General features: G+C 65.5%; 11 protein-coding genes. 5 read left to right on the plus strand and 6 right to left on the minus strand.

The features are described 5' to 3' along the window. Positions 1-59: 59 nt before the first annotated feature. Together P0X85_RS00545 and P0X85_RS00550 are read left to right on the plus strand one after the other, a co-directional pair. On the plus strand, positions 60-605 hold the full coding sequence (locus P0X85_RS00545) for an EF-hand domain-containing protein (RefSeq protein ID WP_275806851.1): 546 nt from the start codon (positions 60-62) through the stop codon (positions 603-605). 107 nt (positions 606-712) lie between these two features. Continuing rightward, positions 713-1,543 carry a glycoside hydrolase family 25 protein gene (locus tag P0X85_RS00550; protein ID WP_275806854.1) on the plus strand — a complete coding sequence of 277 codons (831 nt, stop codon included), beginning with the start codon at positions 713-715 and terminating at the stop codon, positions 1,541-1,543. A 95-nt stretch (positions 1,544-1,638) separates the two neighbouring features. Here the strand turns inward: P0X85_RS00550 and P0X85_RS00555 are convergent, their stop codons facing one another. Then, on the minus strand, positions 1,639-4,140 hold the full coding sequence (locus P0X85_RS00555) for a GcvT family protein (protein WP_275806857.1): 2,502 nt from the start codon (positions 4,138-4,140) through the stop codon (positions 1,639-1,641). 326 nt (positions 4,141-4,466) lie between these two features. Between P0X85_RS00555 and P0X85_RS00560 the strand changes: the two genes are divergently transcribed. Beyond that, entirely contained in the window at positions 4,467-5,372 is a 906-nt protein-coding gene (locus tag P0X85_RS00560) for a PRC-barrel domain-containing protein (protein ID WP_275806859.1), read from the plus strand. Positions 5,373-5,438: 66 nt separating this feature from the next. Here P0X85_RS00560 and P0X85_RS00565 read toward each other — a convergent pair whose 3' ends face one another. Further along, entirely contained in the window at positions 5,439-6,425 is a 987-nt protein-coding gene (locus tag P0X85_RS00565) for a 2-hydroxyacid dehydrogenase (protein WP_275806862.1), read from the minus strand. A gap of 163 nt (positions 6,426-6,588) precedes the next feature. On the opposite strand from P0X85_RS00565, the gene P0X85_RS00570 reads away from it, so the two are divergent. Continuing rightward, positions 6,589-7,116, plus strand: a complete 528-nt coding sequence (locus P0X85_RS00570; RefSeq protein WP_275806865.1) for an SH3 domain-containing protein — start codon at positions 6,589-6,591, stop codon at positions 7,114-7,116. Between the two features lie 75 nt (positions 7,117-7,191). Then, on the plus strand, positions 7,192-8,073 hold the full coding sequence (locus P0X85_RS00575; RefSeq protein WP_275806868.1) for a cation diffusion facilitator family transporter: 882 nt from the start codon (positions 7,192-7,194) through the stop codon (positions 8,071-8,073). A gap of 57 nt (positions 8,074-8,130) precedes the next feature. Here P0X85_RS00575 and P0X85_RS00580 read toward each other — a convergent pair whose 3' ends face one another. From P0X85_RS00580 to coaBC, 4 genes are all read right to left on the minus strand, one after another. Next, complete coding sequence (locus P0X85_RS00580; RefSeq protein WP_275806871.1) at positions 8,131-10,137, minus strand: M3 family metallopeptidase; 2,007 nt, start codon at positions 10,135-10,137, stop codon at positions 8,131-8,133. A 71-nt stretch (positions 10,138-10,208) separates the two neighbouring features. Beyond that, positions 10,209-11,282: a HesA/MoeB/ThiF family protein gene (locus P0X85_RS00585; RefSeq protein WP_275806875.1), complete on the minus strand. Its 1,074-nt coding sequence runs from the start codon at positions 11,280-11,282 to the stop codon at positions 10,209-10,211. Between the two features lie 3 nt (positions 11,283-11,285). Continuing rightward, positions 11,286-11,753: a dUTP diphosphatase gene (gene dut / locus P0X85_RS00590; RefSeq protein WP_275806878.1), complete on the minus strand. Its 468-nt coding sequence runs from the start codon at positions 11,751-11,753 to the stop codon at positions 11,286-11,288. After that, the gene (gene coaBC, locus P0X85_RS00595; RefSeq protein WP_275806881.1) at positions 11,750-12,946 is read right to left on the minus strand and encodes a bifunctional phosphopantothenoylcysteine decarboxylase/phosphopantothenate--cysteine ligase CoaBC; all 1,197 of its coding nucleotides are present in this window, start codon (positions 12,944-12,946) and stop codon (positions 11,750-11,752) included. The genes dut and coaBC overlap by 4 nt, the downstream gene beginning before the upstream one ends. Positions 12,947-12,986 lie beyond the last annotated feature (40 nt).

Below are 12,986 nucleotides of genomic sequence, written 5' to 3' on the forward strand. Positions count from 1 at the left end.
GCGCCGGAAACGCGGGCCTGTTGCGTTTCATGAGTAATCATTGTGTTACGGAGGACGAAATGATCCGTCTTGCAGCTCTGACCGCAATCGCAACGCTCGTCGCAGGAAGCGCCCTTGCGCAAACGAGCTTCACCCCCGGCGCGCAGTTCATGGAACAATGGGATCTGGACAGCGATGGCCGCGTGACACTCGCCGAGGCGCGCGAACAGCGTGAGAATATTTTCTACATGTTCGACCAGGACAGCGATGGCCGCTTCTCGGCGGAGGAGTTGGCCGGTGTGGATGAGCATAAGGCGCTGGAGCGCGAGGCCGGCAAAGGCCCGGGCCATAACCAGCCGCAAATGCGCGGTCAGGGCATGGGGCCGGGGCGCGGACAGGGCGGCATGGGACCCGGTCAGGGTCAAGGCCGGATGACGCAGCAAGGCCCGATGGGCATGCCTGGCTTCGACATGCCTGCCGCCGAAGGGATGCGCCTGTTCGACGCGAACCGGGACGGCACCATCACGCAGGCCGAATTCGTCGCCGGGACGGATCAATGGTTCGCCATGCGCGACCGCAATGGCGATGGCACACTGACACCAGCCGATTTCGGCCCCGGACGCTAAAGCGCCCTCCGCAAGAACCCGCTGATCGCGGAAAAAAGCCCGGCTGCCCCCCGTGACAGCCGGGCCATTTTACGAAACCCTGCGGGAAATCATCCCGGAGGGTGGAAATGTCTTTCTTTAAAGCGATTCTGGCTGCTGGCGCGTTGAGCGTCGGCCTTGTTGGCTGCGGGGGCGATAGTGCGCCCCACAAGGGCGAATTGATGAGGCCAGAGTTTCTCGACCCGGCCGATTACCGCGCGCCGGGCGTGCCCGCGACCCTCGGCGATACCGACCCGCATGAATGGGGCGGCGCGGCACCGGCCCGTTACGCCGTGCACGGGATCGACGCCGCGCGCTATCAAGGACTGATCGACTTCGGCAAGGCCCGCGCCGCCGGGGTGCAGTTCGCCTGGCTCAAGGCGACCGAAGGGGGCGACCGCGTCGATCCCGGCTTTGCGCCCAACAGCCGCAATGCCCGCGCGGCGGGTGTGCCCGTGGGCGCCTATCACTTCTTCTATTTCTGCCGCCCCGCGAGCGAACAGGCCGAATGGTTCATCCGACATGTGCCCAAGCGCGCGGGCGACCTGCCCCCGGTGCTCGATATCGAGTGGAACCACACCTCGCCCAGTTGCCGCAAACGTCCGCCCGCCGCCGAGGTCCAGCGCGAGATGCGCACCTTCCTCGACGCGCTGAGCGCGCATTACGGAACGCGTCCGGTGATCTATACGACCATCGATTTCTGGCGCGACAACGACCTCGAGCATTTCGCGGGCTACGAACTCTGGCTCCGCTCGGTGACCGCACCGCCCGAAGAGCGCTATCCGGGCACGCATTGGACCTTCTGGCAGTGGACCGGCACCGGAGTCGTGCCTGGCGTGCGGGGGATATCGGATGTGAACGCCTTCCGGGGCAATGCGGCGGCGTGGCGGGATTGGCTCGCACGACGGCTTCAGCGCTAAATGAAAAACGGGGGCGCTGCCCCCGTCCTTCGGACTGCCCCGAAATACTCCGGGGATGAATGGCCGCAGGCCCGAGGGGGCAGCGCCCCCTCCCCTTAGCCGTCCACGCGGATGCGTGCGTTCGTCGGGTCGAACGGGCAGTCTTCGGTCACGACCGCGTCCCACTCCTTGAGCAGCATCTTGACCTTCAGCTTGGTGCCCGGCGCCGCGAGATCGGGGCGCACATAGCCCATGCCGATCTGCTTGTTGAACGCAACCGAGTAGCCCCCCGAGGTCAGCCGCCCGACCTTTTCGCCGTCGAGCAGGATCGCTTCTTTGCCCCACGGATCGGTATCGTCCGGACCGTCGATCAGCAGCGTCACGCAGCTCGCACGGAGCCCCGTGTCGATCATGGCCTGCTTGCCCTTGAAGTCTTTCTCCATGTCGATGAAGCGGTCGAGACCGGCCTCCAACGGGGTCGCATCGCGGCCGAGTTCCGTACCGAAGGCGCGGTAGCTCTTTTCCTGACGCAGCCAGTTCTGGGCGCGGGCGCCCACGAGTTTCATCCCGTGTTTCGCGCCTGCCGCCATCAGCTGATCCCAGAGGTAGCGCGACATCTCTACGGGGTGGTGAAGTTCCCAGCCAAGCTCACCCGTATAGGCCACGCGGACCGCGCGCACCGGGCACATACCCAGTTCGATGTCGCGGTAGCTCAGCCACGGGAAGCGCTTGTTCGAGAGCACGGTTTCCGGCACGCCGTCCTTGACGAGCTCATTGAGAATGGCGCGGCTGTTCGGGCCTGCCAGAGCGAAGACACCCCACTGCGTGGTGATGTCGTGGCAATCTACATAGTCGCCGCCTGCCGCACGGAAATCCTCGATGGATTTGCGCAGGAAGTCCGCGTCGTAATCGGTCCATGCGCCCGCCGAAACGAGGTAATACTCGTCGTCCTTCAGGCGGACGATGGTGTATTCGGTGCGCGTGGTGCCCGCATCGGTAAGCGCATAGGTCAGGTTGATACGCCCGACTTTCGGCAGCTTGTTGCAGGTGAAGTAATCGAGGAAGGCCGTCGCGCCGGGCCCGCGCACGAGGTGCTTGGTGAAGGCCGAGGCGTCGATCAGACCGGCGGTCTCGCGGATCGCCTTGGCCTCATCGACGGCATATTGCCACCAGCCACCGCGACGGAAGCTGCGCGAGTCATGGTCGAAGCTCGCGGGCGCGTCCTTGGGACCGTAATAGTTCGGACGCTCCCAGCCGTTCACCTGACCGAATTGCGCGCCAAGCTCTTTCTGGCGATCGTAATTCGGCGCGGTGCGCAGCGGACGGCAGGCTTCGCGCTCTTCGTCCGGGTGGTGCAGGATGAAGACGTGCTCGTAGCACTCTTCGTTCTTGCGCGCGGCATATTCGGTGGTCATCCACGAGCCGTAGCGCTTGGGATCGAGCGACGCCATGTCGATCTCGGCCTCGCCCTCGACCATCATCTGCGCAAGGTAGTAGCCGGTGCCGCCAGCGGCGGTGATGCCAAAGGAGAAACCCTCGGCGAGCCACATGTTGCGCAGACCCGGTGCCGGACCGACCAGCGGGTTGCCATCCGGCGTGTAGCAGATCGGGCCGTTGAAATCGTCCTTCAGACCCACGGTTTCCGAGGTCGGCAGGCGGTAGATCATCGACATGTATTCTTCCTCGATCCGTTCGAGGTCGAGCGGGAAGAGGTCGGCGCGGAAAGTTTCCGGCACGTCATAGAGGAACCGCGCCGGGGCGCCGCGCTCATAGGGGCCGAGGATCCAGCCGCCGCGCTCTTCGCGGACATACCACTTGGCGTCGGCATCGCGGAGCACCGGGTGCTCGGGGTTACCCTCGGCGCGCCATTTGACGAGCGCGGGGTCCGGTTCGGTCACGATGAACTGGTGTTCGACCGGGATCGCCGGGATCTTGATGCCAAGCAGGCGCGCGGTGCGCTGAGCGTGGTTGCCCGTCGCGGTCACGACATGCTCGGCATGCACGTCGATCAGCTCGCCGGAGCCGACGAGGTTGCCGCCCTTCTCGACCATCTTCTCCAGCGTCACGATCCACTCGGAGCCGGTCCATTTATACGCGTTGACCTGAAGCTTGCGCACAATCTCGACGCCGCGCTGACGCGCACCCTTGGCCATGGCCTGGGTCACGTCGGCGGGGTTGATATAGCCGTCCTGCGGGTGGAACAGCGCGCCCTTGAGGTCTTCGGTGTTGAGAAGCGGCCAACGCTCTTTCATCTGAGCGGGGGTCAGGAATTCGTGATAGACGCCCGCAGTCTCGGCGACCGACGAATAGAGCATGTATTCGTCCATACGCTCTTGCGTCTGCGCCATCCGCAGGTTGCCGCAGATCGAGAAGCCCGCGTTGAGGCCGGTTTCAGCTTCGAGCGTCTTGTAGAAATCGACCGAGTATTTGTGGATATGCGTGGTCGCGTAGCTCATGTTGAAGAGCGGCAGCAGCCCCGCCGCATGCCAGGTCGAACCCGACGTCAGCTCGTCGCGCTCGACAAGCATCGTGTCCCAGCCAGCCTTGGCCAGATGATAGGCGACCCCGCATCCGACGGCACCGCCGCCGACGACCAGAGCTTTGACATGGGTCTTCATTGGGCAACTCCTCGCAGAACTTTTCCTTGTTCTGCCAGAAGCGCATGACGCGGGGCAATCCGCGCCGACCTTTGCCAGACAAAAGCGACATTTTCACGCGCGAAGGGTCGCTGGCCGCAGTGGCGGGCCCGGCTTGGCGTGTGGTTTGGCGCGGGGCGCCAAGCGCTACCCGCGGCGCGCGCGAACGCCTTCCGGCCCTGTCCGGTTCCGCAAATTTTCCCGGTTTTTCTAGTGCCCCAAAGCGGAACAGAAGCCACTTCGGCCTTGTTGTCTCGACATCTGGGGCCGGCAAATGGCCGACCCGCAAACCAGTTTGGGAGATCGACATGAAAAAGCTTCTTGCGACCACCGCCCTTGGCCTGATGATGGCCATGCCCGCTCTTGCCGACAACCACGCGGCACCCGCCGGGGCCATGGCGACCGAGACTTTCTACGGCGCCGTTGACCATGCCGTGATGGCCAGTGACCTGATCGGCAAGCGCGTCTATGCGACCGAGACCGACTATGACCCCAACGCCGCGCTCACTGAAATCGACGGCAACTGGGACGACATTGGCGAGGTCAGCGACGTGATCATCGGCCTGCAAGGCGATGTCGAGGCGGTTCTGGTCGATATTGGCGGCTTCCTCGGGATCGGTGAAAAGACGGTGGCCGTGAACCTCGGCACGCTCGCAATGATTCCCGATGGCGATAGCGAGGGCGAGTTCTTCATCGTGATGAAAGGTAACCGCGCGGCGCTCGAAGGGGCTCCGGCCTATTCGACGGACATGGATCATTCGGATGCCTCGGGGGCGATGGGGGCCGCCGAGACCCGGATCGAAAGCGCCGCGGCTGAGACCCGCACCACGATGGATGAGGCCATGCAGTCGGCAGAGACCGCTGTCAAAGACGCCGCAGCCAAGACCGAGGCGATGGCCGATGCGACCGCCGGCACGGTGGCCGCGATGACCGACCCGCGCGATATCAGCGCGCTGACCGCCGAAGACCTGACCGGTGAACCGGTCTGGGGCCCGAACGGTGACCGTGTGGGCGAGGTCGGCGAGGTTGTCCTCGATGACCAGATGAAGGTTTCCGGCATCGTGATCGACGTCGGCGGGTTCCTCGGCATCGGTGAAAAGCCGGTGGAACTCTCGCCCGGGATGGTTCAGGTCACCTCGGACGATGCCGGCGTGACCCTGAACGTGGCGCTGACCGAGGCCGAGCTGGAGCAGCTCCCCGAATTTCAGGGCTGATGCCGCTCTGATCTGACGCAAACGGCCCGGAGCATTGCTCCGGGCCGCTCAGCATTTCCGAACGCGTCACATGACGCCCGGCACGACCAGATCCGGCGGGCGGTGCCCATCGGCGAAGGTCTTGACGTTGATGATGACCTTCTCGCCCATCTCCGCGCGCCCCTCGACGGTCGAGGAGCCCATATGCGGCAGCAGCACGACATTCGGCATCTCGCGCAGGCGCGGGTTGACCTCGGTGCCGCGCTCGAACACGTCGAGACCCGCCCCGGCCAGTTCTCCGGCATCCAGCATCCGCGTCAGCGCGTTCTCGTCGATCACTTCGCCGCGCGAGGTGTTCACGATCACCGCCGAGGGCTTCATCATCTTCAGCCGCCGCGCATTGAGCAGGTGGAAGGTCGAGGGCGTGTGCGGACAGTTGATCGAGATGATGTCCATCCGGCTCACCATCTGATCGAGGCTTTCCCAATAGGTCGCGCCGAGGCTCTCTTCGATCTCCGGGCGCAGACGCTTGCGGTTGTGGTAGTGAACCTGCATCCCGAAGGCCGCCGCGCGCTTGGCGACCGCCTGACCGATCCGGCCCATGCCGAGAATGCCCAGCCGTTTGCCGCCGATCCGACCGCCGAGGAAGGCGGTGGGCGACCAGCCCTGCCACTCCCCGGCCTGCATCACGGCAAGCCCCTCGGGAATGCGACGCGTCACGGCGAGGATCAGGGCCATCACCATATCGGCGGTGTCCTCGGTAACCACGCCGGGGGTGTTCGACACCAGAACCCCGCGCTGACGGGCCGAGGCCACGTCGATATGGTCAACGCCGGCGCCGTAGTTGGCGATGAGTTTCAGCCGATCCCCAGCCGCCGCCAGCATATTGGCGTCGATCTGGTCGGTCACGCAGGGCACCAGAACATCCGCGCGGCTCATCGCGGCGACAAGCTCTTCGCGGCTCATCCGTTCATCGGTTTCACGCAATTCCACATCGAAAAGTTCTTTCATCCGGGTCTCGACAACCTCGGGTAACCGTCGCGTCACGACAACACTCAGCCGCGGTGCGGGCATGGCGGTGCTCTCCTCTCTTCCAAACGTCTCGACTTAGGTGCAAAGTGACCTCCAACGGGGCGAGGCACAAGGCCCCCAAGAGCAGAAATGGCAAAAATCGGCATGTTAGCGCAATTTTCTTGCGCGCCCGATTGACGCAAACCGGACGTTGGGACGATTTCGAATGATGCGAGCGGGTCTTTGGGCGGCAGCTTTGGCACTGACACTCATCGGCGGGCAAGTCTCGGCGGATTCGAGCACGGTTCAGACCGCTGCGGCGCCTGCCCGAGGTGATGTGACCAACCTTCCGATTCCCCGATACGTGTCGCTCAAGGGGTCGACCGGGAATGCCCGGCGCGGGCCTTCTTTGTCGCACCGCATCGACTGGGTGTTCAAGCATAGCGGGATGCCATTGCGCGTGACCGCCGAGTTCGGCCACTGGCGCCGGGTCGAGGACCGCGAGGGCGCGGGCGGCTGGGTGCATTACTCGCTCCTGTCGGGCGTGCGCAATGTCATCATCGAAGAGGATATGACCGAGTTGCACATGCGCGCCGACGAGGCCTCGCAAGTGGTGGCGGTCGCCGAGGCGGGGGCCATCATGCGGCTGGGCGCCTGCGGGCTGGACTGGTGCGAGGTGTCTTCGGACGGGGTCGATGGCTGGGTGCCGAAATCGGGTCTTTGGGGCGTCTTCCCCGACGAAACCCGCGACTGAAATCCGTCGCTCGGTCATGACAATGCCGCGCGGGCCTGCTAGAGCGCAGACCCGGACCGAGACACGAGGCACGAGATGCAGGCGGACAGTCAGATCAGGTTGAACCTTTCGGCAGGGCTGGCCTCGGTCGGGGTGGCGCTGGTGCTGGTGCTGCTCAAGCTTTGGGCCCTGATGCAGACCGGCGCGCTTTCGATCGCCGCTTCGATGGCCGATAGCGCGATGGATCTGTTGATCTCGGGCGCGGGGCTTTGGGCGATCATCTATGCCGCGCGTCCCGCCGATGACGATCACACGTTCGGGCACAGTTCGGTCGAGGATCTGGTCTCGCTTGGGCAGGCGCTTTTCGTGATGGCGTCGGCGCTCAGCATCGGCTGGCTGGCAATCCGGCGGCTCGTCTCTGATACGCCGCCGGATCTGGAGGCGGAAGGCGCCGGGATCGCGGTGATGTTGGTGGCTGTCGTGCTGACGGCGGGGCTGGTGCTGTGGCAGCGGCGCGTGGCGCGGCGCACCGGCAACAAGGTCGTCGCCGCCGATATGCTGCATTACGTGGGCGACCTGCTGCCGACGATTGGCGCGATCCTCGCGCTGGTGCTTTCAAAGACGATGGGGCTAAGCAAGGTCGACAGCGTAATCGCGCTGATCGCCGCGGGTCTGATGCTGCATGGCGCGCGCGGCATCGGCGCGAATGCATGGCACGCCTTGATGGACCGCGCCGCCGATCCCGAGATCGTCGCGGGGATTGAGACGATTGCGGCAGACTGGCCGGGTGTGCGCGGCTATCACGACCTGCAAACCCGCACCGCAGGGTCCAAGCTGTTCGTGAACCTGCATATCGAGCTGGACGGCGAGCAGACCCTGCGCGAAGCCCACGACATCGGCGCCGCGCTCAAGCGAGGGATCGTCGCGGCCTATCCGCAAGCCGAGGTCATCATCCACAAGGATGTCTGGCACGGCTGAAGGCCGGGGGCTCTACCCCCGGACCCCCGGGATATTTGGAGCGATTGGAAGCCGGGATCAGCTTTCCGCGAGAAGGCCGCGCCCTTTCAGAAGCGGCTCGACGCCGGGCATCTTGCCCCGGAACTCCATGTAAAGCTCTTCCGCCGGACGGGAGCCACCGGTCGAGAGGATGAAGCGCTCGAGCCGCCCGGCAACCTCGGGGTCGAAGGGGCCGCCCGCTTCTTCGAATGCCGCGAAAGCGTCCGCATCCATCACCTCGGACCACATGTAGCTGTAATAGCCAGCCGAGTACCCATCGCCCGAGAAGACATGCGCGAAATGCGGTGTCGCGTGGCGCATTCCGATGGCCGCCGGCATACCAAGCGACGAGAGCACCTCGGCTTGTTTCTCCATCGGGTCGGCGGGCGCCGCGCCCTCGTGGAAGGCCAGATCGACGAGGGCCGAGCCCAGATATTCGACCGTGGCAAAGCCCTGATCATAGGTCGCCGCCGCCAGCAGCTTGTCGAGGAGCGCCTTGGGCATCGGAGCGCCGGTTTCATAGTGGCGCGCGTGGCGCTCGAGCACCTCGGGCACTTCAAGCCAGTGTTCGTAAAGCTGGCTTGGGAGTTCGACGAAATCGCGCGCGACGCTGGTGCCCGAGATGAATTCGTAGGTCACATTGGAAAGCATCTGATGCAGCGCATGGCCGAACTCGTGGAAGAGCGTCCGGGCGTCGTCATAGGAGAGCAGCGTCGGGGCACCCTTGGCGAAGTTGCACACATTGATGACGATCGGACGGGTTTCGCCCCCGAGGTTCTTTTGCGAGCGCATCGCAGAGCACCACGCGCCCGATCGCTTCGAGCCGCGCGCGAAATAGTCGCCAAGGAACACCGCGATATGACGCCCCGCCCGGGTCACGTCCCAGCCACGCACATCGGGGTGATAGAACGGGCCCTCGATCTCACGGAATTCCAGCCCGAAGAGCTTCGTCGCGGTGTCGAACATCGCGCCGAGCATGGCATCGAGGGAGAGATAAGGCTTGAGCGCCGCCTCGTCGAGATCGTGCTCCGCCACTCGGCGCTTCTCGGAATAGTAGCGCCAGTCCCACGGCTCCAGCTCACCGTTGATCCCGTCCTCGTGCATCATTCTCGCAAGGATCGCTCCATCCGCCTCGGCGCGCGCCTTGGCCGGCTCCCAGACGCGCATCAACAGATCGCGCACGCGGTCAGGGGTCTTGGCCATCTCCGGTTCGAGCTTGTAGTCGGCAAAGCTTGCATAGCCCAAAAGCCGCGCGCGTTCCTCGCGCAGCGTCAGGATCTCGGCGGCAATCGCGCGGTTGTCGGTCTCGCCGCCATTCGCGCCCCGCGCGGCCCATGCGCGCCAGGCTTGCTCGCGCAGATCGCGCCGGGTCGAGAATTGCAGAAAGGGCACGATGAGCGATCGCGAGAGCGTGATGACCGGCCCCTTCGCGCCGCGGTCTTCGCCAGCGGCGCGGGCCGTATCGACCACGAAATCGGGCAGGCCTGAAAGGTCGTCGATCTCCATGAACCAGCCCCGCTCGTCGGCCAGAAGGTTCTGCGTGAACTGGTTCTGGATGATGGCGAGGCGTTCCTTGATCGCGCGCATCCGCTCGGCCTCCTCGCCAGTCAGGGCGGCGCCTGCGCGAATGAACATCTGATGATAGAGATCGGCCACACGCGCCTCTTCGGGGGCGAGCCCCGCGCGCTCTTCCCAGACCGCCCGCACCCGTGCGAAGAGCGCGGGGTTCATCGTGATTTCCGAGGAATAGGCGGCGAGTTTCGGCGCCAGATCGCGCTGCAACGCCTCACGCGCGGGCGTCGAATCCGCGCCCGACAAATTGTAGAAAACGCCCAGAACCTTATCGAGCGTCTCGCTTGCGCTCTCCATTGCGGCAATCGTATTGGCAAAATCGGCAGGCTCGGGGTTCTCGGCAATCGCGGCGATATTGGCGCGTGCCTCGATCAGCGCGGTCTCGATCGCGGGGCCGAAATCGGCATCGGACAGATCGGCGAAAGGCGGCAGGGCGAAGGGGCCGGTCCAGTCGGCCAAAAGCGGGTTCGTCATCGGGCAAATCTCCTTTGAGGGAAACCTAGGAGCGATACTGCCCGAGAACCAGCCCCTCTTGTCAGTCTGCCTCAAATATCCCCGCCGGAGGCTCCTGCCCCCTCGGCCCGCGCACCGCAGACCACGCAATCCGCCCGACGTTTCACCGCGATCTCGCGGCTTTCGCCCCAGAGCATGTCATGGATCAGGAGCCGCCCGCGCAGCCCGCGCCCTGCGCCGGTGATGTCCTTCACAGCCTCCCCCGCCATCATGGTGCCGATGACGCCCGGCAAGGCGCCGATCACGCCCGCCTCGGCACAAGAGGGCGCCAGCCCCGGCGCCGGCGCTTCGGGGAAAACGCAGGCGTAGCAGGGTGCTCCCCTGGCCGGATCATAGAGCGAGAGCTGCCCCTCCCACTGCGTGATCGCACCCGACAAGAGCGGTTTGCCCGCCGCCACGCAGGCCGCGTTCAACAGGTAGCGGGTCTCGAAATTATCGGTCCCGTCGATCACCAGATCATACTCCCCGACCAGCGCCGCCGCATCCCCGGCGTTGAGGCGGCGGTTATAGGGACGGACATCGATATGAGGGTTAAGCGCGCGCATCGCGGCCTCGGCGGAAAAGACCTTGGGGATGCCGATATCGGCATCGCGGTGGATCACTTGCCGTTGCAGGTTGGAGTTCGAGACCACATCGTCATCGACGACGCCAATGGTGCCCACCCCCGCCGCTGCCAGATAGAGCAGCACCGGAGAGCCGAGCCCGCCTGCCCCCACCACCAACACCTTCGCGGATTTCAGCTTTTTCTGCCCCGGCCCGCCCAGTTCACGCAGCATGATATGGCGCGCGTAGCGGTCGAGTTCGGCCTCGGAGAAGGTGCCCGCAGGCCGGGCGCTGGCCTGCACCGGCTCGGCGGCCCGGCCGCGCAGGCGCGCGAGAAGCGCCGCATAGGCCCAGACCAGCCCGCCGATCATGCCCAGCGCCACCCATGCCAGAAGGCTTCCGCCGAAGACCCGACCCAGCGCGGGCATCCCAAGCCCGGCCAGCAGATGCGCCGCCACGATCACCACCCAGAGAACCGCCAGCGCCCCCCAAAGCCGCGACCGCGCCCAGCCGCGCCAATAGCCGAGCCCGGCCAATCCGATCAGCAGGATAAGCCCGAGCATCGCTCAGCCCCGCCCGGTCGAACCGAACCCGCCCTCGCCGCGTTCGGTGTCGCTCAGGGCCTCGGTGATCTCGTAGCGCGCCTGCACCACGGGCGCGATCACCGCCTGCGCGATCCGCTCGCCATGGGTCACGGTAAAGGGCTCGGCCCCAAGATTGATCAGCAGCACGCCCAGCGGGCCGCGATAGTCACAGTCGATCGTGCCCGGCGTGTTCGGCAGGCTGATCCCGTGTTTGAACGCGAGGCCCGAGCGCGGCCGGATCTGCATCTCGAACCCTTCGGGGATCTCAACACGCAGGCCCGTCGGAATGATCGAGCGCTGCATCGGGTAGAGGGTGAAACCGCTCTCGCGGTCCTCGGGGCGCAGGTTCGCGCGCAGATCGGCACCTGCCGCCCCCGCCGTCTCATAGGCCGGGAGTGCCACGCCCGGATCGGCCCAGTCCTCACGGATCACCCGGATCAGCGGCGTCATGCCAAGGCCTCCGCGATGCGCTGCGCAAGCCGCGCGGCCACTTCGGATTTGCCCATGCGCGGCCAGCTCTCGGCCCCCTCCGCGTCGATCACGGTGACCGCGTTTTCGGTCCCGCCCATGATCCCCGTCGCGGGGCTCACATCATTGGCGACGATCCAGTCGCAGCCCTTGCGTGCCCGCTTGGCGGTTGCATGTGCAATCACATCATGGGTCTCGGCGGCAAAGCCCACCACCAGACCGGGACGGCCCTTTTTCATCTGACTGACGGTCGCAAGAATATCCGGGTTCTCCGCGAATTCGAGCGCGGGCAGGCTCCCGGTGCCATCCTTCTTCATCTTCTTGTCGGCGGCATTGGCCACGCGCCAATCCGCCACGGCGGCGGCAAAGATCGCCGCATCGGCGGGCAGCGCCGCCTGCACCGCGTCCAACATCTCGCGCGCGGTTTCCACCCGGATCAGATCGACGCCTTGCGGGGGCGCGACCGTTGCGGGGCCGGTAACGAAACTCACCTTCGCGCCCAGATCACGCAGGGCCGCGGCCAACGCCGTGCCCTGCGCGCCCGAGGAGCGGTTCGCAATGTAGCGCACCGGGTCGATCGGCTCATGCGTCGGACCGGAGGTCACGATTACATGCTTGCCCGCAAGCGGCCCGCCGCCCAGCGCGGCCTCGATGCCCGCCACGATCTCCAGCGGCTCGGCCATCCGCCCCGGCCCGTATTCGCCACAGGCCATTTCGCCTGCGTTCGGCCCGACGCTCAGCACCCCATCCGCCGCCAGAACCGCCCGGTTGCGCGCGGTCGCGGGATGCTCCCACATCCGCACATTCATCGCCGGCGCCAGCAGCACGCGCTTGTCCGTCGCAAGCAACAGCGTCGAAGCCAGATCATTCGCAAGCCCCGCCGCCATCTTCGCCATAAGATCGGCCGTCGCGGGTGCGACCACGACCAGATCGGCCGCGCGACTAAGCTGGATATGGCCCATCTCGGCCTCATCCGTCAGATCGAACAGATCACGGTAGACCTTGGACCCCGAGAGCGCCGAAACGCTGAGCGGCGTGACGAATTCCTCGGCAGCGCGCGTCAGCACAGGCACCACCTCGGCCCCGCGCTCGCGCAGCCGCCGGATCAGATCGAGCGACTTGTAGGCCGCGATCCCGCCGCCGATGATCAGAAGAACCTTCTTGCCCGCGAGCATCGCACCCTCCGCCATTTGTCAAAGGTTTAGGGGGCGGGGG

The organism is Pseudothioclava nitratireducens (genome assembly GCF_029210495.1).
GTDB lineage: Bacteria > Pseudomonadota > Alphaproteobacteria > Rhodobacterales > Rhodobacteraceae > Pseudothioclava > Pseudothioclava nitratireducens.